The organism is Malacoplasma iowae (genome assembly GCF_900660615.1).
GTDB lineage: Bacteria > Bacillota_I > Bacilli_A > Mycoplasmatales > Mycoplasmoidaceae > Malacoplasma > Malacoplasma iowae.
In genome coordinates, this window is the sequence record NZ_LR215023.1 from 1,239,759 (window position 1) to 1,264,693 (window position 24,935).

Consider the following 24,935-nt stretch of genomic DNA (forward strand, 5'->3'; position numbering starts at 1 on the left):
TTATTCTCCTCCTGTTAATTCAACTTTGTTTTCTGGATTTTCTATTTGAACATTCATTTTGAATGATTTAAACAAGGTTATTTTACTTTGATCAAGTTTTTCTTTTTCTGCAAGATAGTTTTTATTAACTTCTATAGAATTAACTTTTCTTTTCTTAATTTTTTCAATTAGTGAAGTATTCTTATCTATTTCTTTGTTTTTTAAGAACAACTCAATATTTCTATTTGATAATAATTTCTCAACACTATTTAAATATTCTTTATGGGTGTCTGTATATTTATTCACAAAGAAATTGTTTTTATGTTTTGGATTTTTACCCAATTTCTTTTTAATTCATGCAATTGGTTTGTATCTATAAACTAATACAAAGATAGCAACACCATACATAATAATACCTAATAGTAAGTCTCCAAATGAGTTTGGGAATGGAGGTGCAGCAGCACTACTTGTTTTGATAATTGATAAGAACACTGATACTGGTATCAATGCTATTGGATTACTAAATGAAATAAGTGAAATTGCAATTCCATCAAATCCATATTGTGGCAAGTTATCTGATTGTGGGAATGGTATTGCTCTATCACCAGAACCAGCATATACAATTACAGCTAATAACCCAGCAATTGCACCAGATATTGCAAATGAACTTAATTGTAATAATTTCGCATTATAACCAGAATAAATACTTGCATCTTTTGATAAACCAACTGATTTAATTTTTTTACCAAAAACTGTGTATTTTAAAACAAATCATACTAATGCTGTACAAACAAAGAATATTATTATAGCTCCAACAAAACTAGAACTTACTGTTGGATCATAAATACTCATACCTTGTGGAATTTCTTTAGAAATTAAACCATCGTTATATAAATCTCCACCTGAACCCATTAAATATTTAGATAAGAAGAATATAATTCAGTTAATCATAATTCCACTAACAACTTCGTGGATATTAAATAAAACTTTTAAAGCGCCAGAAATTAATGAAACAAATGCACCTGTTAATATTGCAATAATTAAAGTTAATACAACAGCACCTTGTCCAACATTTTCTCCAACTTGAACTCCTACACCAACAATTGCTAAACCAGCTCCTAACATTTGACCTGTAACACCAATATTAAATAAACCGGTTTTATATGCAAATAAGAATGCTAAGGATGCCATTCCATATGTTGCTATTTGTACTGCAAAGTCTTTAGAAACAGAGTCGTTAAAAGGGATTGTGAATATGTGCTTTATCGCTCTAACAAAATCATATTGTAATATAGAAAGAATTATTAAAGAAACAAGGAATGAGATTAAAATAAATAGAATTACAAATAATATTGACTTAAAGTTTGCCCTATTTTTCTTAGAGTAAATAAAGCTATCTTTATATGTCTTGAAATTAATCATAAAATTACTATTCATAATTAAGACACCACTCCTTCTTTGTTATCTTGATCTGTATTTTTTGATCCACCATGTGCCATTAATAGACCAATTTTATTTCTTGTCATTTCTTTTCTAGGACCAATTCCTACAATTTGATTTTTACTCATTACAGCTATAGTATCTGCTAGTGCTAATATTTCATCTAATTCATAAGATACAAGTAATATAGCTTTTCCTTCTTCTTTTGCTTGTAAGATTCTTGAATGAATATATTCAATAGCACCAACATCTAAACCTCTTGTTGGTTGAGTGAATATAATAAATTTTGAGTTTTTGTTAATTTCTCTTCCAATGATTAGTTTTTGTTGATTACCACCAGATAAACCTCTAACACTATCATCTATAGAACCAACACCTCTTACGTCAAATTCATTAATAACATTTAATGCATGGTTTTTTATTGAGTTAGTAGCAATAAAACCATAATTGTTATAACTCTTATCATACATTTGGTTAGATACTGAATTAAACATTACAGAATCATCCAAAAATAAACCATGTTTGTGTCTATCTTCTGGTACAAAAGATAAACCACCAAATTTGTATCTTCATTTAATTGATTTAAAACTTGAATCTTTATTGTTATAGACTATTGTATTTTCAGGACTCTTTCTTAATCCTGATACATATTCAACTAATTGTGATTGTCCATTACCTTCAACTCCAGCAATAGCCAATATCTCACCAGCTCTAATTTTTAAATTTATTGTTGGTAATGTGAAATCTAATTCTTCTGGTTTTTTAAGATACATGAATTTATCAAATTTCATACCAACCAATAATTTGTATCATCATTCTTTTATTTTGTTAATTCTTTCTGAAATTCTTATTTTTGCATAAAGATCACTAATAATTTTATTTTTAGAGAATTTTACAGATGGGTTAGACATCAATGCTAAAGGTAGATTTTTTATTTCTACTATTGTTTCATTATTTTCAAAATTAATTGATGATTGATTAGAAATATTTTTTAAACTTCTACCAACCATTGCTTCAGCCATTTTTTCAATGGTTGTATCTTTAGTTAAAAATTTATCAACAACTTTACCATGTCTTATTACTGTACAATTATCAGCAACTTCTTTAATTTCATTTAGTTTATGGGTAATGATGATTATTGTTTTTCCAGAACTTTTGAAATCTTTAATCATGTCTAAGAATGATTTAATTTCATCATCTGAAAGAACTGCAGTTGGTTCATCAAAAATTAATATATCTGAATCTCTATATAATAGTTTTAATATTTCAACTTTTTGTTGTTGTCCAACTGTTAAATTTTGAACTTTATCATAAATATTTAAATTAAAATTATATTTTTTGATTAATTCATTCAATTTTTTAATTGCTTGTTTTTTATTTATAAAAGTAAATGATTTAGAAATAACTGGTTCACTACCAAGTATTACATTTTGTAACACTGAATAATTATCAACAAGTTTAAAGTGTTGATGAACCATACCTATTTTGTACCTTTGAGCATCTTTAGCTGATTGGAATCTTACCTTTTCGCCATTAATATATATGTTTCCTTCGTCCTGTTCATATATACCAAACAAGATAGACATTAGTGTAGATTTACCAGCCCCATTTTCACCAATTAGAGCATGAACTTCATTATGTAAAACATCAATATTAATATTTTGGTTAGCTTTTACTTTTCCATCTAAAAATGACTTGCTAATATTTTCTAATTTAACTGCTATTTTTTTATTTTCTGTATTCACTATTTTTACCTATCTTAATTTTAATTTTCATTTAGAACCATCTAGATGTGATGCTCCGATTGCATATGATAATTGTTCTGGTAGTGCAATAAATTCACCAGTATTATTAGGAAGTTTAGTTCAACCTTCGCTATAGTATTTATTATCTCCACTGGAATCATTTAGGTACTTAACACTTCTGTCTTTTTGAAGTTTTTCATATTCTTTATTTTTTTTAACTATGTTTGGGTCTAGTTTTAAATCATTTGGAATTGTTTCTTCTGAATTTGTCTTTTCTGTATTAGTTCCATTCTTAAATCAATCTTTTGAGAATTTGTATAGATATGGTAATCCAGCATTTGAAACACCAACAGTGTCATTATCTATACTTCCAATATTTTGAAAACCAAAACCTTTTACAAAAGAACTACCTGTGTACTTTGCATTATTGGGATCATTCTTATTAAAAATTGCTCCAAGAACTTGTTTTGTAGCACTATCCAATTTTTTTATTGCAGAGAATTGAATAAATTTTGGGTCATTAATTTCTTCACCCTTCGCATTTTTTAATTTTTTGTCTCCTAATGTAGTGAAAGGTTTATTTATGTTTTGTTCTTCTTGTGCAGAGTCTACACCTAACACAGCTACTGGCCTACTAGAAGTTTCAGCAACAGAAATTACATCTAAAGTTTGCGGACCTGCAATAGCCATTATCATATCAGCACCTTTATTAACTAAAGTTCTTGAAATTTGCATACCATCACCAACTCCAAATGAACCAGTTGCTCAGTTGCTAATATTGCTACCCAAATCTATAAACTCTACCTTTTCTCAGTTTTTTCCATTATTACTATTATTAGGGTTTGCTTTTTGATCATCACCATTTTCTGCACTATTCATTTGTGAAGAACTAACTCCATTTTTTAAACTTGCATTAAAAGCAAACACACCTGCTTGGAATCCTGCTAAAAAGTCTAATGTTGAAACTAATGGTAAACCAACAAATCCTCCAACCTTTAATCCTCCATCACCATTAAAAACATCTTTATTTATATTTAAGAATACACATGCAGCAATTCCTGTTAAGAATGCTGATTGTTCAGCTCTAAAAGAAAAAGATGATACATTGTGATAACTAGGTTCACCATTGTCTTTTTTATATTCTGAAATAACACCATCCATTCATACAAAACCTTTATCACTAAAGTCTTTATCCAATGCAATTTGTTTTAAAGATTTTTCATGGTTAAACCCTGGAACAATCATTACATCTTTACCACTAACAAAAGATCCTTTAAATGTAGAAACTCTTTCAGCAACAGTTGCTCCCGGTCTTCTTCAAAGACCTGTTGATTGTGCAACTTTATCTGCATCTGGCAAAGTATAAACATCTTTTGTGTAAGTTTCTGTTCCATTAGAATTATCAGTTCCATTTCCTGATGAACCGCTAGAAGTTTTTCCACCACTTTCTGTTCCACCATTATTATTATTTAGTTTAGGAATAGTAACTTTTTCTTCAGCCATAAATTGTTTATAACCTTCATAAGTTGTTTGACTAAATGAGTTGTCTGCCAACACGGAAGTATTGTCTGAAACTACAATTTCAGCAAAGTAATCATAATATTGTATTGAACAACTTGCTAAAGTGGCAATAGGTAGCACACTTGCAGTAATCAAAATAGAAGATTTAAGCATTAATTTTTTCATTCAATATCCTCAAAAAACAATTTTTATTCAACAAGAATATAACAAAAATCGAAAAGGCGATATAAAAAAATTAATTAATATTTATTAAAATTTTATAGTAATCTGCAAGCTTTTTGTTTTTAAAAAAATGATAAAAATAAAAATCTATAGCACTTATAATGCTATAGATTATAGTAATATTAGCTCATTTTTAATACTAATAATTCATTATTAAACTTGCTTGCTAGAACTGTTAGAATAGCTGCTGTTTCTTTTTTAACAAAGAAATAAAGTGGTCTGTTTATAGTTCTTAACAAGAAGATTAATGTATCAAAATGTTCAAAAGCAATTAAATCAACTTCATTTGTTTGCTCATTAAATGAAACATATGAACCAATATTTCAGAAATGTTTATTAGAACTATTGAATGATTTATTATTAATTAATATTTTGTATGTATCAATCATTCTTTTAACATTTGCACTATAAACTTGTTCGTTTGGTTCGTTATATAACATTAACATTGGTGTTGGTCTGTTACCTGGAATATATTTAACTTTATAAAATTCACTTTGAGTGTTTGGTAAATCTTTTTCTGTTAATGTTTTTTGATCTAATCTATTTTTTATTATTAGTTGTTCAATCATTCTTAAAGCATCTTCTTTAATATCAATGATTCTTTGAATTTGTTCTTTTGTTTTTGGATTAGTAATAACATAATCTCTTTTTATAGTTCTTGGTTGATATGTTAAATCATATAATTTTTCAAGTTCTTTTTGATTATCAATAATAGATTGAATTTGATTAATTTGTTCAGATTTATTTTTATCAATATAAGTTTGTGATTGGTTATCTGGTTTAGTTTCATCAATAATTTCAAGAGGTTTATCATCTTCTTTAATTATTGTTACAGTTTCAACTGGTGGATTTATATTGATATCTTTTTCAGTTATTACAATTTCATCTATTAATAAATCTTTTTCTTTATTAGTGTTTGTTTCTTGTTTTATATGTTTTTCTTCTACAATATATTCTTTATTTAAAGAATTGTCTTTGATTTCATCAAGAATAACTACTTCATCTTGTTTTTCATATTTTGGTTCAATGTTGTTTGATTTATCAATATAGTTGTTAAGGTTTTGATGAATCTTTTTAAATTCTTGTGTGCTTTCTTCAAGATTTTTCAATTCTTCTTCTAATATTCTTTGTACTTCTTTTAATCTTAATATTTCAAGATCTTCTTCATTTAAAGCGTTGCTTTTAATTTCTTGTGGAATTTCAACTGTGTCGATTGTTTCTAATTCTTCTACACCAAAATCATCATCTTGTTCTAAAGAATCTTTTAAATGACTTAAATCATCTTCAAATTCTTCATCAGTTGTTCTTTCTTCTTCTATTTCCACTTCATCAACTTGGATTGTTTCATCTTCAATATCATCTTTAATTTCAGTTTCTATAACATCTACATCACTTAAAGATAAAGAATCATATTCATCAGAATCACTATTAATTATTTCTACATCATCATTGTTTAATTCGTTTTCAATTGCTTCAAGTTCTTCTTGTGTTGGTTCTTCATCTTTTACTAAATCATCAAGATGATCTAATAAATCTTCTTTTTCTTCTTTGATTTCTGTTTCTTCAATAGAAGACTCTGTTTCATCTTCATCATTTAGTTCTTCATCAATAGTAGAGTCATCAACTTTATCGTCTAATAAATCATTACTAAATTTAAAGTTATTATCTGATTCATTTGATTCAGTTTCGCTAAATAATTCTTCATATAGTGGAGTATATTCTTCACTTAACCCTTCTTTATTTATTTCTTTTTTCTTAATAATGTTATTAGTTGTAAATAAAGTTATGTTGTTGTGGAAATTTAATAAAGTGATAATGTCATCTTTATCAATTTTCTTATCATTAATAATCCTTACAATGTTATCAGCTTCCTCGTCAATTACAATACATATTATTTGTTTAGCAAGCATTATGGATTTAATACCTGGAGAAATCAATTGGTTACCATTGTTTGCATAATTGATGTAATCAATTTTAGATTCAAAATCATTGAATAAGAAATTACCTCTTTTATCAATGCCAAATATAACTAGATCTAAACCATCACTAAATTTATACAAGTCATTTAAGTTGCCATTATCACTTAATTTATTTATTCTATCTTTTAATGATGCATAGTTTCCTTGTGATATATCAATCTTATCTATAAAATGGTTTTTTAAAATATCTTCAAACATAAGTGTTTGATCATCTTTATATTCAACAATTGGTACAATTCTTGAACTAAATCATTGAATTTTTTTTGTTTTAACTAAAGCATTAAAAATTTCAGATAAAGATTCATCCCAATAAAAACCAATTCTAGAACTTGGTTTATCACTAAGAATTTTTTTAATATCTTTTATTATTTTTTTATTTAATTGTTTAATATTTTTACAACTTTTTATAACTACTGCCATTTTGATTCCTCGTATTTACTTATCCATAAATTAAATAAAAAGTATAATTTATCTAATATATTATAATATGAATGTATTATCTATAATCACTTATATAACAATAGTTAAAAATTTGTTTGTTTTGGAGTACTATATATAAAGTAACAAAACTTATAAAATTGCAAGAATTAATTATTAAAAAATGAGGAATTGATATGTTTAGTTATCCTAAAGATAAAGATTTAGTATTTGTAGATATAGAAGCAAACATGAAACCAAAAAGACTTGTTCAATTTGGTGCTATTAAAGTTAAACAAGATCAATCTATTGAAGAATATAATATATTTTCAAATCCTAAATGTAAATTGACTGAAAGAATAAAATCAATGCTTGCAAATAACCTTGAGAATATTAAAAATGCTCAAGATAATATTAGATCTTTAAAGGATATATATAACATATTAGATGGTTGCATTTTAGTAAGTTATGGTTCTTTTGATTATGACTTTTTAAATTTTTTATCTAAGAAATTACTTAAGAAAAAACTTAATGTAACTTTTATTGATTTACAAGAAGAATGAAAAAAAATTTCATATTCTAAAAATCCAATATCTCTTACAGGATTAGCTAGGCTTTTAGGTGTTGAATATGAAGAAAATAAACTTCATGATGGTTTGTATGATGCAAGAATTTTATACAACATTTTTTTTAAGTGAAAAGAAATGCCAAAGTCAGATATTTGAAACATTATTTTCAAATATAAGTTAAGTTATGTAACAGAAACAAGCTTGAAACAAAACAAAAGCAATCAGAGTTCAAAAACTATTGATAATAAAATAAATATTAATGGATTTGTATTTTTGAACATTAATTTTAAAAAAATAAAAAAGAGTCCAGATTTCATTAATGAAAGAATGTTGTCAGGTCTTTCATTAATAGAAATACAAAATAATACATTGAAAAGAAATTGGGATTTTTTTTATGATTATGACAATAGGTTTTTTGACTATGATGATTACATTGAAAAACTTGGAAGTGTATTAAAACAATACATCATATCAACTAGAAATAAAAAGATAATAATTAATGATAATAAATATCATGAATTAATTAGACTTCATAACTTATGTTCAAAATATATTAAGGTTTATCCTATATGTAAATTAAGTTATTCAAGTGGTTTTGAACACTTGTTTAACAAGATAAATTTTGATGAATATAAGTACTCACAAAACTTGGATTTAATAAAAAACTGATTGGTTTATCGTTATTTGGAAAACAATTAGTTTTTTTTATTATTTATTCCTCTAATATTTTAAAAAAAATTTGTATTAGATTTACAATATAAATTGTAGGAAGAAAAAATGGAGGTTTAAATTATGGGAAATAATATTCCAAAAAAAATTAATGTTTTTAGCGAAATTGGAAACTTAAAAAGAGTCCTAGTACATACTCCTGGAAAAGAAATTGAGTATGTTACGCCGCAAAGATTAGATGAATTATTGTTTAGTGCAATACTTGATCCAGTCCGAGCTAGGGAAGAACACAAAGAATTTATCAAGATACTTGAAAGTCAAGGTGTTGAAGTAGTCCAACTAGTTGATTTAACAGCTGAAACTTACGATGTAGCTGAATCACAAGCTAAAGAAAATTTCATCCAAAAATGATTGGATGAATCTCTTCCTAAATTAACAGATGAAAATAGAAACAAAGTTTACTCTCTGTTAAAGTCATTGGAAAAAGATCCAAAAGAAATGATTAGAAAAATGATGTCAGGGGTATTAGCATCTGAAATTGGTGTTAAATCTGATGTTGAACTAATCGTTGATCCAATGCCAAACTTATACTTTACAAGAGACCCATTTGCATCTGTTGGAAACGGTATAACTCTTCACCGTATGTTTAGACCAACAAGAAGAAGAGAAACTATATTTGCAGATTTTATATTCTCAAATCACCCTGAATATAAGTCAACTCAAAAATACTATGAAAGAGAAGACAAATTCAGCTTAGAAGGTGGAGATGTATTTATCTACAATAATAAAACACTAGTTGTTGGTGTTTCTGAAAGAACAGAAAAAGGTGCTATTAAAGCTTTAGCTAAAGCTGTACAAAATAACTCAAATATGAGCTTTGAAAAAATATATGCAATAAATGTTCCTAAAATGAGTAACTTAATGCACTTAGATACTTGATTAACAATGTTAGATACAGACAAATTCTTATACTCACCAAACATGATGGGTGTATTAAAAATCTGAGAAATTGATTTATCAGACAAGAGTTTAAAATGAAAAGAAATTAGAGATTCTTTAGATCACTTCTTATCTACTATCATTGGTAAAAAAGCTATCACTGTTCCAGTTGCTGGTAAAGATGCTATGCAATTTGAAATAGATATCGAAACTCACTTTGATGCTACTAACTTTATAGCAGTAGCTCCTGGTGTTGTAATAGGATATGACAGAAACAAAAAAACAAATGAAGCTTTAAAAGAAGCTGGAATTAAAGTTCTATCTTGAAATGGTGATCAATTATCACTAGGTATGGGTTCTGCTAGATGTATGACTATGCCTCTATATAGAGAAGAATTAAAAAAATAATTTCAATATAAATATAAATTAGGAGAAAATAATGGCTTGAAATATTAAAACGCCACGTCACTTTGACACATTAATGAATTTTACAACTGAAGAAATTTTACATTTAGTTGATCAATCAATAAAAGTTAAAGAAAATGAAAAAAACGGTATTAGACCTCAAAACTTAGTAGGAAAAACTGTTGTTGGTATTTTTGAAAAAAACTCAACAAGAACAGCTAATGCAACTTTCAAAGCTGCTAACTACTTAGGTATGCAATATTTCTATAATGGACCTACAGGTTCAAACATGGGTTCTAAAGAATCTGTTGCTGATACAGCAAACGTGTTTACAGAAATGTATGATATCGCTCTTTTTAGAACTTTTGGACAAGAAAAAATTGATGAATATGCAAAGAATTCTAGAATTCCATTAATTAATGGTTTATCTGACCAAGAACACCCAACACAAACAATTGCTGACCTACAAACTATTAAAGAAGCATTTGGTTCTTTTAAAGGATTAAAAGTTGTGTTTGCTGGTGACTACAAAAACAATATGGGACACTCATGAATGTTCGCTTGTGCTTTCACAGGTATGGATTTAGTAATGTATGGACCAAGAAACTATGAATTACAATTAAACCCTAAAATCTTAAAATTCTGTAAAGAATTATGAGCTAAAAATGGTGGATCAATTACTTTCACTGAAGATAAAGCAGTTGCTGCTAGAGGTGCAAACGTAATTGCTACTGACGTTTGAGTTTCATTAGGTGAATCTTTTGACCTATGAGAAAAACGTTTAGCTGAAATGCATTCTTTCCAAGTTGATAAAGCTATGATGGAAATGGCTGCTCCGAATGTTAAATTCATGCACTGTTTACCAGCATTCCATGATATCAACACTGAATATGGAAAAAAAGTTGCTGAATTATATGGTAACAAATACCCAGCTGTTGCTGGTGGAGCTATAGAAGTTACTGATGAAGTTTTCCAAAATGAAAAATGAAACCTTTCATTCGTGGAAGCTGGTAACCGTTGAACTTCAATTGCAGCTATTATTCAAGAATTATTAAAATAATATGAAAATAGTTATTGCTTTAGGTGGAAACGCTTTAGGAAACAATCCAGAAGAACAAAAAGAATTACTTAAAATACCTGCCCAAAAAGTTGCCTCTCTTGTAGCTATGGGTCACACAGTTTTAATTGGACATGGTAATGGTCCTCAAGTTGGTATGATATATAATGCTTTTGCAGATGCTAAAAAATCAAATGAAAAAACTCCAACAGTTCCTTTTGCTGAAGCTGGTGGTATGAGCCAAGGGTATATAGGTTACCACATGTTAACTGCTATCAAAACAGAACTAAACAAACTTAACATTCCAAAAGAAGTTGTTTATGTTGAAACATTAACTTATGTTGATAAAAATGATGATGCATTTAACAATCCTACAAAACCTGTTGGTCCATTCTACAGTTCAAAAGAAGAAGCTGAAAAATTCAATCCTAACTCTACTATTATTGATGATGCAGGTCGTGGATACAGAGTTGTTGTTCCAAGTCCAAAACCAATAGATATTTTAGGTATCAATACTATTAAAGCATTAGTTAATGCTGGAGTAGTTGTTGTAGCCGGTGGTGGTGGTGGAATCCCAACAGTTAAAAATGGTGAAACTGTATATGGAGTAGATGGAGTAATTGATAAAGACTTTACATGTGCAAAAATTGCTGAAAAAATAGATGCTGATCTGTTTGTTATTCTTACAGCTGTTGATAATGTTTATGTTAACTGAAATAAACCAAACCAAAAGAAACTTGAAACTGTAAGTCTTAATGAACTTGATACATACATCCAAGAAGGCCAATTTGCTAAAGGAAGTATGTTACCAAAAATTGAAGCTTGTGTTAAATTTGTAAATTCTGGAGAAAACAAAAAAGCTATTATTGCTGACTTAAAAAATGCTGAACTAGCTATTGAAGGAAAATCTGGAACTATTATAGTTAAATAATAAATTTAATTATTACCACTTGTCATTTATAGACAAGTGGTTTTTTATTTACATAAAAAAACCTCGCTATTGCTAGCGAAGTAATTTAATAATTATAGTATGTTGAGTTTTTTAGCTTCCTTTAATAATTCGTCTCTAAATTTAGGGTGTGCAATATTTATAAGAGCTAATGCTCTTTCAGAACTTGATAATCCTTTTAGATTAACAATTCCATATTCTGTTACAACATATTGTACATCTGTTCTTGTTGTTGTTACTGGGCCACTAAGTTTAGGAACAATTTTTGAAAATTTTCCATTTGATGCAGTTGATGTTAAAGCAATAAATGATTTGCCATTTTTTGATTTGTAAGCACCTCTTACAAAATCAACTTGGCCTCCTGTTGCTGAATATTGATGTCCTTTTAAATGTTCTGAATTACAAGCGCCAGTAAGATCTATTTCTATAGTTGAATTAATACTTATAACATTATCATTTTTAGAAATTATATAATCATCATTTACATAATCTACAGGGTAGCTTTCAAATGATGGATTTTTATCTAACAACCCATACATTTCTTTATTTCCAATTGCAAAGGTATATACTGTTTTTCCTGTATTTATGTTTTTCTTTGAATTATTTACAACACCATCTTTAATTAGTTTAATCATACCTGTAGTTAAAACTTCAGTATGAATTCCTAAATCTTTATGGTTTTCTAATTTTTTACAAACTAAGTTTGGCAATCCGCCAATACCCATTTGAATGGTTGCTCCATTAGGAATTAAATCCGCAATAGTTTCTGCAATTTTTAATTCTTCAGGTTTTGGTTCTTGATCATTAACTTCTAATAATGGAATATTATTTTCTACAATAGCTGAAACTTCTGATACATGAATTGTGTTTTGACTTCCAAAAGTATATGGTACATTTTCATTAACTTCAACTATTATATTTTTCGCAGTTCTTAAAAGAGAGCTAGCATAATCATTTGAAAGACCTATACTCATATATCCAAACTTATCCATTGGTGAAACCATAGTAATAAAAGTATCTGGTTTAATAACTTCGGTAAATATTTTAGGAGATTGTGAAAAGTGGCAAGGATGAAACATAACTCTTTTTTCACCCTTTTCTTGGTCATTTAGGGCATTAATTTTTCTTTCTGTTTCACTTATAAAAAATGAGTGTGGAATTATTATTTTGTTAAGGTCTCAAGATAATATAGTTTCTCTTGCATGGTCTCTTGAAGAAAAATAATAAGCATCAAGTCTTGTATATCCATTGTTTCTAGCTTTTTTAGCTATTGCTTCAAACAATGCTCTTGGTTGCATAAAGTGCATTGGAAAAGCAAACTTAGTTTTATCTTTTATTAATTCTATTGCTATATCAGGAGTAGTAAGTTTTTCTTTATAAATTGTAAAAACATCTTTCATATGAAAACTAATAATTAGTTAATTTTTCAATTTTGTTTTCTTGTCTTTTGTATACAAGAACAGTTCTTTTAAAACTTATTACTTCTTTATTGTTTTGGTTAAAACCTTTGGTTAATACGGTAACAATTCCTTGATCTGGTCTACTTTTTGATTCTCTTTTAAATAAGATTGTAGATTCAGCATAAATTGTATCACCAGCAAATACTGGATGAGTTAACCTAACTTCATCTCAACCTAAATTAGCTACAACTTTTCCACTAATAGTATTAACACTCATTCCAGTAACTAAAGCTAAAGTGAAAGTTGAGTCAACCAAAAGTTTTTTTCATTCTGTTTTGCTTGCATATTCATTGTCAAAATGAACTTGTTGTGGGTTTAATGTTAACAATGTAAATCAAACATTATCAGCATCTAAAACGGTTCTTCCTGGTCGATGTTCAAAAACATCACCAACATTAAAGTCTTCATAGTATAAACCGCTTGTTTCTCTATATCTATTTTCAGCAACTTTTTTATATCTATTGATAAAAAAATCTTTACTCATGATTAATTATCATTCTCATATTTTTTAATTATTTCTAAAGCTTTATTAATATTTGCTTTATCTATCATTTGATCGTCCAATTTAAAAGCACCTTTTTCTTTGTAAAGACTTACTATTTCTTTTGCTTTTAAATATTCCATTTTATCAATTTTATAATAACTATCTATTATTTCTATTTGGTTTGGGTGTATTGCAGCTTTAAAATTTATTCCATTTAATTTATTGTATTGACAGCACATTTTTAAAGCATTGTTGTTTGTAATATTGAAATCTGGAGCATCTATAAATTCTATTTTTTTAAATTTGCAATATAAATGTAAATCTAGTTTTATTTTATTCATTATTTCAGATTCGATTGAACATCCAAGATCTGAAGCTAAATCATTAGAACCAAGCATTAAACCATATACTAGATTTAAATTAAATGTGTTTTCTGTATTAAATAATGCATTTAAACCATCTACTGTTTCGACAATGAAGATAATTTTTTGTTTTATTTTATTTATTTCCCAAAATGTATTAATTTCTTTTAGTGATGTTAGGGGATTGAATTTTGGTAATATGACATAATCAAAATGAATTTTGTCTTTTATTAAATAAATAATTTCTTTTTGGTAGTTTTCGAAATTAAATCTGATGGCAATTTCTGATTTAATATTTTTAGAATTGGTTAATAGAAAATTTTTAAGGATATTTATAGCTTCTTCTTTGTCTTTTTGTAAAACACTGTCTTCTAAGTCATAAATAATACATTTAGCATTTAAATTTAAACTTTTGTTTAAAAATTTAATGTTGTTAGATGGGACGAAAATGAAGGTATTTGATAAGCCCATTATTAACCAGCTTTTTTGTATTTAAATAAAATTGTGTGACTTCCAACAATTTTATTATTAATTGCTTGTAACAAATCCCCTGCATAAAAAGGTTTGTTAATTTTTTCTTTTTTATTATTTTGGAAGTCAGTTATATACTCAAGATTTTGAACGTCATCACTCAATCCATAAACAGTTAATGAGTATAAATGTTCTTTATTTGGTGGGTATGGTCCAAAATACATTAGTGAATTTATATCTTCTTGACTTGTAAATCCTTCAGGTAAAATTCCAGATAAATTTTGATTTTCTTTATTATTTGCTACTAATGTTTTATTTACAGAACTATTATGACCTTGTCATAATATGTCATTTGGATAAAAGCTTTTCTTATCTCATTTTTTAAAATCATTGTAAGATTGATTTTCAATTAGTTTATTTGTTTTAATGTTTGCAACAATTCAATGAATGAATGGAAAACCAACAACTTCACAAGCATCAAAATCTTCAAAAATTATTGCGTAAGATTTCGCATTTATAATTGGTTCTCACTCTAATTCAAATGAAACACTAGGAAATTGTGTTGGATTATTTGATTTACCATTTGCACCATATTTATCTTGTAGGTATCCATTAGAATCAATGGCTGGAGAAAATATAGTTTTTCTGTTTCCAATTTTTAATTTATCGTACATATTATTTATCCCCATTTGATCAAAAATTTAATGTGTGTACACCTACAACATGACCAGTCATTTTGTTAAATAAATCACCTAAAAAGAATCCATTTTTTAGATCTAGGTTTTCTACATCTAAACCATAAATTCTAATTTGGTATAAATGTGGTTTATCTGGCGGCATCGGAGGAAAATAACCAATTGATGCTTCAAAGTGAGGAGATTTAAAAGCTCCAGGAATACATTCGATAATAACTCCTTTGTTATTATCAGTTTGTGATGGACAAGTACTATTAACTCCTTGTACCATAAGGTGAGAATCTACAATATTGCTTTTATGAGATATTGAATTATTTTTTATGTTTGCAGCAGATCAATGAACAAAGTTTTGTCCAATAACTCTAGATGCTTCATAATCTAATAACATAATTGCATAAGATTTGGCTGATTCCATTTTTTCTCATTCTAGATGAAAACTATGGAATCCATTATCATCTTTTGTAATTGCATTTTTATTTAGTCATATGTTTTTATTTGAATCTAATAAAAAACTTTGTGACTTTATTTTGTTGTTATAAGTCGCATTATCTAACTTATTCATATTTTTATTACCTCTTATGTTTTTACTTAATATTTAATTAAAATAAAACATAAGGATATTAGTACCATAATAGCATTGGTAAAGATGCTGAGGTACATTTATGCAATTTAACTCTTTTAGTTAAAAATAACTTATACAAACTACTAAGTCTTAACATATTTTATTCCTCCGCTTCTGATTATTAATATTATATATAAAAAAGATAAATATATAAAAAATGTCCACTAATTAAAATAGTGGACATGAAATTATTTACTTGTTGATTTTTTATCTTTTGTTTCTTTTGTCTCTTTTTGTTCTTTTGGTTCTTCTTGTTTTTGTTGTTTTGTATTTGAATCTGTTTTGCTTGTTGATTCTAATTTTTCTTGATCTTTAGAGTTTTCTTTTTTGTTATCAGAAGATTTGCTTGTTGTTGTTTTTTGTTCTTCTTTTGAATTCTCTTTTTTGTTATCAGAAGATTTAGACTCTTCTTGTTTTTTTGTTTTAGCTTCTTCTTCTTTTTTCTTTTGTTGTTCAGCTTTCTTTTCTAAAACTTCTTTTGGAAGTTGTTTGTGTTTGTGGATGTAATCAATTTGCGGTTTAACAATTGTTTCTAAAGTTAACAATGATTCAACAATTAGATCTAATTCTTTTCTATTTTCTCTAATTATTTTGCAAGCATATTCATATTGTTTTTTAATAATTCTATCAATTTCTTTATCTATTGCTAAAGCTGTTGTTTCAGAATAAAGTTTTTGTTGATAAGGATTAATAGAACCTTCAGAAGGTACATATTGAGTCATACCCACATCAGACATACCAAGTTGCATTACCATACTTCTAACTATATTAGTAACTTTATATAAGTCATTTGATGCTCCTGTAGATACAGCGTCTTTACCATAAATTATTTCTTCACTTGCTCTACCACCAAGTGCACCAGCAATCATACCTAATAGGTCAGATTTCTTTTGAATTGATAATTCTTGAATTTCTGGAACAGAAAGTGTATATCCAGCAGCTTGTCCTCTTGGAATGATAGTAATTTTTTGAACAACATCACTTCCTTTTGTATGAAGACCAACAAGAGCATGGCCTGCTTCATGATAAGCAATTTGTTTTTTCTCTTCTGGTGAAATAACTCTAGTTTTCTTAGCTGGACCTGCAATTACTCTATCAATTGCTTCATCCAAGTCTTCTGTATTAATTGAAGTTTTATTTTTTCTAACAGCTAATAATGTAGCTTCATTTAACACATTTTCAAGTTGCGCACCTGAAAAACCTGGTGTTCTTCTTGAAATATCTTCAAGGTCAACTGATTTAGATAAATTTTTGTTTCTAGAGTGAATTTGTAATATTGCAGTTCTTTCTTTAATATCTGGAAGGTTAACTTGAATGTGTCTATCAAATCTTCCTGGACGTAATAATGCTTCATCTAATACATCAAGTCTATTAGTTGCAGCCATTACAATAACACCACTTCTTCCACTAAATCCATCCATTTCAGCTAATAATTGGTTAAGCGTTTGATCAGCTAAAGAACCAGAAGTTGTTTCAAGTTTACCTCTTTTAGAACCAACAGAGTCAATTTCATCAATAAAGATAATTGATGGTGCAGCTTTTACAGCTTTTTGGAATAAATCTCTAACTCTTTTAGCACCAACACCAACTAACATATCTTCAAAAGCAGACCCTGAAACTTGGAAGAAAGGAACTTTTGCTTCACCTGCAACTGCTTTAGCTAATAAAGTTTTACCAGTACCTGGTGGTCCATATAGGATTACCCCTTTAGGAACACGAGCTCCCATTGCAGCATATCTTTCAGGTCTTTTTAAGTAATCAACTATTTCAATTAGTTCACCTTTTTCTTCTTCAATTCCAGCTACATCTGTGAATTTAACATCTGATTGAGCAATTTTAGCTTGTGATTTTCCAATACCAAAAATGCTGTCAGCTCCTCCAGCTGCTCCACCTTGCATACCTTTGAAACTTTTGAAAATTAAAACAATTATAATAATTGAAACTATAAGTGGAAGTATATTAAGTATTACACCTAATCAATTTGTAGATTGAGCTTGAACAGATGCATTTGATGCTAGACCTTGAAAGGTATCTTTCATAGCCGTTGTAAGATTGCTATCTTTAGTTCAAGTTTCTGTTGACACTGCAGCATCTGTTTCTAAAGTTAATAAATTTGTTAACGGTGATTTTGCAGAACCAGAATTTGCTCCAGTTGTTGTCCCTTTCTTTTCAACAGTTCCTGTTGCATTGTCTATTCTTATATTACCTAAAAGAATATAAATATCTGGTCCAGTTGTATTATTTGTCAATCTTACTAAACTAGCTGTAATAAAAAAACCACTAAAATTGTTACCATAAACAATGCTTATTTGATCATTGCTATTTAAATAAACAGTTGGAATAGTTCCTTTTCTGATTGTTCTTTTGTCACCATTAGCACTAGTAAGGGTAAAACTTTCTCCATCAGTGGCACTTACTTCTTTTACATCAAAATGTTTCGCTCCACTACCAGCGAAAGAAACAGCAATACCTGCAAAAATACCAACTACTACTATCCCCCCCACACTTCATCAAAGAACTTTTCTTCAATTTATTTTTTCTTTGTTTTTAGGGTTTGGTTGGTTTAAATTTTCTTTTTTTATTCTTTCAAAATCATTATCTTTTTTTTGTGGTTCACTAGCATCTGTTTTTTTATCTTCAAACTCTAATTGTTGTAACCTTTTTTGAACATATTTGTTTAAATATTTTTTATACACTATATACTCCTTTTTTCAAAATACCTATGTATGGTAAATTTCTAAATTTTTCTTTGTAATCTAATCCAAATCCAACTAAAAATTTGTTTGGAACATCAAAACAATAATAATCAGGGTTAAAATCAACTTTTCTTCCTTCTTGTTTATTCAATAGTGAGATAACTCTTATTGATTTACAAGATCTTTCTTTAAGGTAATCAAAAACATATTTAACTGTATATCCAGAATCAACTATATCTTCAACAAGTAAAACATTTTTGCCTTTAATATCTGTTTTAATATCTGTAACTATTTCTGGTAATCCGATAGCTTTATCCATTCCTTTAAAACTTGAAACTACCATGAAATCCATTTCAAGATCTGTTTTAATATTTGAAACTAATTGACCAAAAAAAGGAATACAACCTTTAAGCAAACCTATAATAACAATTTCTTCATTTTTATAAGTATCATCAACTCAGTTGGCAGCTTTTTTTATTCCTTCAATAATTTCTTTTTCACTTATTAAAACTTCTTCTATTCTGTTGTCCATCTTCACTCATTCTTCAATAAATTAGTATATAAAAAATATTAACATAAATATTTATTAACTATATAAAACACTAAATACTTTTTAGTATTAAAGAGCAATTAGATTGTACTAATAGTTTATTTTCTTCTCATCTTGTTGCTTTTAATGACACATTATTACAATTTAATATTTTTCTTAATAACATTCTCATTTCAAATTTATAGTTAGCAAGCATTATATGTTCGCTTATAAATGTAATATCAACATTATTAATTTTGAAACCACATCTATGCATAATGCTTATAACTTTTTGTAACATAGTTAAAGAATTAATATTTTTGTTTTTAGGGTCTGAATCACTAAAATACTCGCCTATGTCTCCAACACCTAATGCTCCAAGAATGGCATCAATTATAGAGTGTAGAATAATGTCACCATCTGAATGGGCTACTATTTTATAATCAGATTTAATAATCATTCCTGATAATTTTTGTCACGAATTTTTTTCTTCTATAATTTTGTGTATATCAGTTGAATTTCCAATTAATATCACTATATAACACCTCAATATATAAGTAAAAATATTATATTTCTTTTGAGAATATTTTTCACGAAATTATTTAAATTTAAAATTATGTTTTTATTAGTCATTAAAACTTAACTAAATAAAAAAAGTACATTATATAAATGTACTTCTTAAAAAATTAAAGTTGGTCTGGTTCTAATGGGTTTTCATTTATAGTCATATTTTGAATAACACCATCAATAACATAAAAAACCTTGTTCGCAATTTTTGCTATGTTTGAATCATGAGTAATAATAACAATAGTTGTGTTTTTCTTTTTGTTTATATCTTTAAGTATTTTCAAAATTGTTTTACTCATTTTTGAATCAACAGCACCTGTTGGTTCATCTCCAAAAATAATTTTTGGGTTTTTTGCAATAGCTCTAGCAATAGCTACTCTTTGTTGTTGACCACCAGATAATTCACTAGGAAATTTTTTTCTTCAATCATATAGGTTTACAAGTTTAAGAGTTTCATCAACTATTGATTTGTTATTTCCTTTTTTGTTTAAGTTATATCCAGCTAACACATTTTCATAAACATTTAAAGTAGATAACAAACCATATTCTTGAAATATATATCCTACATATTTTCTTCTAAATGAAGTAAGTTCAGCATTACTTAAATTTGTTAAATTAAAACCATTAACAATAACATCTCCAGTGGTTGCCCTATTTAATCCAGATAAGATATTCATTAATGTGGTTTTACCAGATCCAGATTTACCAAGGATAACAACAAATTCCCCCTCTTTTATTTCTATGTTAATATCTTTAAGAACATGATTTACAATGTATCCGTTTGTGTATTTTTTATTAACATTAGTTAAATTAAAAATACACCCTTCGTTGTTATTAACTTTTTTTGGTCCATTATGTTTTTTATTTAATTTAATTACATCATTTATTTCTTTTAATATAAGTGGATCAATTTTTTGTTTTTTTTCTGATTTATTATGATTCATAAAATTCACCCAAATTATTTTATTGCTCTTGTTAAATTCATTTTCTTAATTCTATATCAAGCTATTCAATAAGAACATAAGAAGATAATTATTACACTTGATGCACTAAGAACATAATGTCACCATACAAAAGACATAACAAGTAGTATACCAGCAAAATGGAAAATGATATTAACATATATAAAGTTTATTAATAATGAGAATGGAATAGATATTATTAACCCTAATAAGAATACTGGGAAATAAACAGCCAAGAATGTACCAGCATTCTTATCATCAGGATAACCTAAACATTTTAATATAGATGCTAGTTTAATTGAGTCCCCAATAATCATTGATGAAATCAATATTACTATTAATAGCGAAACAATAATTATTATAGATAAAACAACTGTTTGAACATTATTTGTAGTTGTTGTTAAATTTTGAAAAACTGCAAATAAAGAATTACGAGAATCCGCTTGAGACAATATTGTGAAAGACGAACTTTGTCCAAACGTACTGCTTAATATTGTTATTGCAGAATCAACTGATGTTATTCCATCAAATCCAGTTAAGTCTTTTATTTTTTGATAGTTAGGAATACCATTTTTTTCTGGAGTTGCTGCAAATAGTTCTCTAATTGTTGCATTATTTTCTATTTTATCAACAGCTGCATATATTCCACTTGGTGAATATATCGAAACACCTTGAGTTACTTCAACTAGATTTTCATCTGTTGAGAATATTCCATTAAAACCACTTATTTCTGAAACAAAATCTTTTTTTGCTGGTAAGTCTTCAACTGATGATCAATCAACTGTTGAATGGAGATCGCTGATTTTTGTTGGTAAAGGAATTTTTTTATTATTTATTTCTAATCCCAATATTTTATTAGCGTCATATCTACTAATAAAGAATTCACTTCCTTGATATGTTGTTGTAATGTCAACTACTTTGAAATGTGCCAACACATCAGGAACTTCTCCATCTTTTGAATAATAATCTCTTGAATATCTATCAGTTGTGTTTGTAACTTTAACTTCTAAAGTATCACCAATATTTAAGCCATATTGCTTTTTAGCAAATTCATTAATGATTATTGGATAGTATTCAACATTATTAATGACTTCAGCATTTTGATTTAATTTATTGTTTATTTGAATATCATTTTCATTTTTTAATAATATTCTTTTTGTGTTTTTATCAATACCTATAGCGTTTAAAGAATCTGCGATAACAGAATTTTTACCATTAATTTTTTCAATATTGAAATTTATATATGAATAAGGCTCATCATTTTTATTAACTATAATTTTGTTGTAATTAATGTTGTAAGAAAACTCAGCATAATCTGGATTTTCATAAACAGATAAAATTAAAATTACAAAATCTTTTTTAATTTTAGTTCATAAATTAACAATTTTATTATCATCGAAAACACGATAGTTTCCTGTGTTTGAATCATAGAATGCTGTCGATGCACTTGAATCTTGACCAACCTCTTTTGTAAATGACATAAGTGCATCTTTGTATGTTTTAGTTTGACTACTTAAAGTAATTTCATTTTTAGTATCAGTAATCATTTTTTCAAACATGCCTTTAAATCTTTCTTTTGCATAGTTTGAATTGTTTGGAGGCATCAGTCTTTCAGCGATAGATCAAGGATTGGCACTCAATGATGTTCCTGCAATACCTAAATTTATATCAGCTAAAGCTTTTGTTGTTGTGTTGTATGTTAAATAGTCAATTCTTGTTTTTTGTAAATTACTATCAACACTTGAAACTAATTGATAATTCCCATATTTTGTAACATAATCAACGAATGTTTTATCATTTTTATAAGCATTATATCCAGATCCATTAGTTAAATAATTTTGTGTTATCAAATCTTTTGAGTCCATTACTTTTATTTCATCTTCAGTATAAGGAGTCACATTAAAATAACGGTTCTTATTTAAACTCATACCTTGAGCAGTGTATGGAACAGCATAATATTGTCCACCCTGAACTGTTGGTGTAGTTAAGTTTAATGAATATAAATAATTTCTAGGTTCAAATGATTTTTTAGCTGAATAATCAAATCTATCATATGTAGCTAATGAAAAAGTTAAAGAAAGCATTAATGCAGATGACATAACTGATAAAATGATTAATCTTCATAAAGACAAGAAAGCAACTGATGATTTAAATCTTGTCATGATGCTAAATTGTTTAAATGGTTTTTTCATGTATTCAGAAAGACGAGACATTTTATATTTAGCATCATCTTTCATAAACTCTGATGTTTCACCTCTCAATGATATTCAAGAAAATAAAATACATATTCCTAAAAATAACACCAAAATAAATAAACACACTCCAAGCAATACAGCTATCGAGAATGGTGATATTAAAGTTGGAACTGTTCAAAAACCACCAAGTAATAAAATAGCTTTTCATTGAAGTAAGAAACCAATAGTATAACCAATAACAGAACCTAAAACAGTTGGAATACCAACAAGTAAACAAATCGCAAAAATGATTTCAACTTTTTTATAACCATTAGCTTGCATAATACCCAAGCTGTTTCTATTGTTATCAATAAATCTTCTAATAATAACAGTTGAAACAAAAATCGATAAAGCTAATACAAATGTTGTAAGAAAAGCTGAAACAACAGATACTGTTCTTACTATTTGTGGTACAAATTGTACTCTTAAAGCTGTTGGTGACAATGTATTACTAGTGTCATCAAACATGTAAGCTGGTTTTATGTTAGTTGGTCATGACATATATTTTGCTGATAAAGAATTTATTTGGTCTAATATTCTTTGTTTATTTGTAACATTACTATTAAATTTACCAACTATGAAAGCTTCAATTTCACTTCCTCTAAAAGCATCATAAATTCTTTCATATCCATTATTGTTTGTATAAACAACTTGTTCTTTTTCTTTATTTGGAACAACATTAGAAAAAGAAACAACAGGGTACATAAAGTCAGGTGAAATACCTGTTCCAATAATTATATAAGGTGTACTATCAATATACACTTTGTAGGTGTCTGGTATAGTTTGAAACCAAGCATCAAATTCTTTTTGTGTATCACTTATATGGTTTCTTCAATCATCATAAGGATATATTTTTTTACTATTATTAGATAGATAATCTGGAGAAACTACAATTTCATAACTTGAAAAATCTTCATACTTACCTGTAATTGGTGCAGTTGATCCAGATAATGTAAAAGTTAAATTATAGATTTTATTGTTAATAAAATCTTTTCCATTAGTTTCTTTTCCCATTGCAAAATCAGCAAGATTTTTTAAATACTGTTGAGCTTTTTTTGCAGATTGATCAGTTAATCCATTACCATTATATGGATTAAAACTAGGATTTGATTTTGTATATGTTCATAACGATTCAAATTGTTTTTGAGCATTCGAATCACTTCATGAAGCTTTATAAAGATATTCAGCTAATAATCTAGATTTATTTAAAGTATCTGTTGAAAAATTATCAAAAATTAAATTATAAAGATTTGTTGGTTTAGATAATTTATCATTACCATTATAGATATAACCATCTCTATAATAAACTAATTTATCGATTTCATATTCAGTTGATGATTCTACAACTTTATAAAATATATTTTGTTTTGTGTTATTTATATTTAAAGAAGTAAATCTTCTAAAAGATACTGGAAGTTTTTTTAATTCATCATCATAAATGATTTTTATTTGTTTAGATGTAAAATTTGCTAATGCAGATAATTTATCACTTAATTTTTGTTGAAGTTCTTCTTCAGTTTTATAACTTATACTGAATACAAAATATTCACTATATAAATATGGTTCACTTTGATTTGGTTTGTAATATTTTTGTCTTATGATTTCATAAGAATTTGTTCAGTCAGAATCACTTGAATTGTTTAGTGTAGATGGTTTGAACTTTTGAGTTTTTGTATTATCTGTTCCATTTTCAGTTGGAACACCATCTTTTTCATAATTAGCATAACCTAATGAAAAATTTTCATTAATAACAAAGTCATGTAAATTACCATTAACAGAAATTGTTTCATAAGATTTTTTTAGGTTTATGTTTGTATTATTAAGTACAGTAAAGATTCCAGTAGAAAAGAATATCAATAAAAATAAACCTATTATTGATAACTTAGACGACCTAAAAAAACGTAAAACCGACTTAATTATTGTTCACATATAAATAAACTCCAAAAATTTTTAATATTAGAA

Annotated in this window: 18 protein-coding genes; 4 read left to right on the plus strand and 14 right to left on the minus strand. The window is 27.2% G+C overall.

The features are described 5' to 3' along the window. The 4 genes from EXC57_RS04970 to EXC57_RS04985 all read right to left on the minus strand — a co-directional run bounded on the left by EXC57_RS04970 (window position 1) and on the right by EXC57_RS04985 (window position 7,306). A complete protein-coding gene (locus EXC57_RS04970) occupies window positions 1-1,416 on the minus strand; it encodes an ABC transporter permease (RefSeq protein ID WP_004024603.1) in 1,416 nt (471 codons plus the stop codon). A gap of 2 nt (window positions 1,417-1,418) precedes the next feature. Next, a complete protein-coding gene (locus EXC57_RS04975; protein ID WP_004024604.1) occupies window positions 1,419-3,164 on the minus strand; it encodes an ABC transporter ATP-binding protein in 1,746 nt (581 codons plus the stop codon). 9 nt (window positions 3,165-3,173) lie between these two features. Continuing rightward, entirely contained in the window at window positions 3,174-4,850 is a 1,677-nt protein-coding gene (locus EXC57_RS04980; RefSeq protein WP_004024605.1) for a BMP family ABC transporter substrate-binding protein, read from the minus strand. A gap of 179 nt (window positions 4,851-5,029) precedes the next feature. Then, window positions 5,030-7,306, minus strand: a complete 2,277-nt coding sequence (locus EXC57_RS04985; RefSeq protein WP_129692720.1) for a sugar phosphate isomerase family — start codon at window positions 7,304-7,306, stop codon at window positions 5,030-5,032. Between the two features lie 194 nt (window positions 7,307-7,500). Here EXC57_RS04985 and EXC57_RS04990 point away from each other — a divergent pair, with 194 nt between their 5' ends. From EXC57_RS04990 to arcC, 4 genes are all read left to right on the plus strand, one after another. Continuing rightward, complete coding sequence (locus EXC57_RS04990; RefSeq protein WP_004024607.1) at window positions 7,501-8,571, plus strand: exonuclease domain-containing protein; 1,071 nt, start codon at window positions 7,501-7,503, stop codon at window positions 8,569-8,571. Window positions 8,572-8,664: 93 nt separating this feature from the next. Next, window positions 8,665-9,888, plus strand: a complete 1,224-nt coding sequence (locus EXC57_RS04995; protein WP_004024608.1) for an arginine deiminase — start codon at window positions 8,665-8,667, stop codon at window positions 9,886-9,888. Between the two features lie 31 nt (window positions 9,889-9,919). Then, window positions 9,920-10,945: an ornithine carbamoyltransferase gene (gene argF / locus EXC57_RS05000; protein ID WP_004024609.1), complete on the plus strand. Its 1,026-nt coding sequence runs from the start codon at window positions 9,920-9,922 to the stop codon at window positions 10,943-10,945. Window position 10,946: 1 nt separating this feature from the next. Beyond that, window positions 10,947-11,873, plus strand: coding sequence for a carbamate kinase (arcC, locus tag EXC57_RS05005; RefSeq protein WP_004024610.1), 927 nt, complete (start codon window positions 10,947-10,949; stop codon window positions 11,871-11,873). A 92-nt stretch (window positions 11,874-11,965) separates the two neighbouring features. On the opposite strand, the gene EXC57_RS05010 is transcribed toward arcC, so the two are convergent. From EXC57_RS05010 to EXC57_RS05055, 10 genes are all read right to left on the minus strand, one after another. Continuing rightward, window positions 11,966-13,291 (minus strand): acetyl-CoA hydrolase/transferase family protein, encoded by a 1,326-nt coding sequence (locus EXC57_RS05010; RefSeq protein WP_004024611.1) that lies wholly within the window; start codon window positions 13,289-13,291, stop codon window positions 11,966-11,968. Window positions 13,292-13,298: 7 nt separating this feature from the next. Next, window positions 13,299-13,835 (minus strand): MaoC/PaaZ C-terminal domain-containing protein, encoded by a 537-nt coding sequence (locus EXC57_RS05290; protein ID WP_004024612.1) that lies wholly within the window; start codon window positions 13,833-13,835, stop codon window positions 13,299-13,301. Window positions 13,836-13,837: 2 nt separating this feature from the next. Beyond that, complete coding sequence (locus EXC57_RS05020; RefSeq protein WP_004024613.1) at window positions 13,838-14,668, minus strand: aldolase/citrate lyase family protein; 831 nt, start codon at window positions 14,666-14,668, stop codon at window positions 13,838-13,840. Window positions 14,669-14,670: 2 nt separating this feature from the next. Further along, window positions 14,671-15,342 (minus strand): YbhB/YbcL family Raf kinase inhibitor-like protein, encoded by a 672-nt coding sequence (locus EXC57_RS05025; RefSeq protein ID WP_004024614.1) that lies wholly within the window; start codon window positions 15,340-15,342, stop codon window positions 14,671-14,673. Window position 15,343: 1 nt separating this feature from the next. Continuing rightward, on the minus strand, window positions 15,344-15,925 hold the full coding sequence (locus EXC57_RS05030; protein ID WP_004024615.1) for a YbhB/YbcL family Raf kinase inhibitor-like protein: 582 nt from the start codon (window positions 15,923-15,925) through the stop codon (window positions 15,344-15,346). A 248-nt stretch (window positions 15,926-16,173) separates the two neighbouring features. Then, window positions 16,174-18,681, minus strand: coding sequence for an ATP-dependent zinc metalloprotease FtsH (ftsH, locus tag EXC57_RS05035; protein ID WP_004024616.1), 2,508 nt, complete (start codon window positions 18,679-18,681; stop codon window positions 16,174-16,176). Beyond that, window positions 18,674-19,213, minus strand: coding sequence for a hypoxanthine phosphoribosyltransferase (hpt, locus tag EXC57_RS05040; protein ID WP_004024617.1), 540 nt, complete (start codon window positions 19,211-19,213; stop codon window positions 18,674-18,676). The genes ftsH and hpt overlap by 8 nt, the downstream gene beginning before the upstream one ends. A gap of 70 nt (window positions 19,214-19,283) precedes the next feature. After that, window positions 19,284-19,745 (minus strand): 2-C-methyl-D-erythritol 2,4-cyclodiphosphate synthase, encoded by a 462-nt coding sequence (ispF, locus tag EXC57_RS05045; protein ID WP_004024618.1) that lies wholly within the window; start codon window positions 19,743-19,745, stop codon window positions 19,284-19,286. 151 nt (window positions 19,746-19,896) lie between these two features. Further along, on the minus strand, window positions 19,897-20,721 hold the full coding sequence (locus EXC57_RS05050; protein ID WP_004024619.1) for an ABC transporter ATP-binding protein: 825 nt from the start codon (window positions 20,719-20,721) through the stop codon (window positions 19,897-19,899). Window positions 20,722-20,735: 14 nt separating this feature from the next. Then, complete coding sequence (locus tag EXC57_RS05055; RefSeq protein WP_004024620.1) at window positions 20,736-24,902, minus strand: ABC transporter permease; 4,167 nt, start codon at window positions 24,900-24,902, stop codon at window positions 20,736-20,738. Window positions 24,903-24,935: the final 33 nt, after the last annotated feature.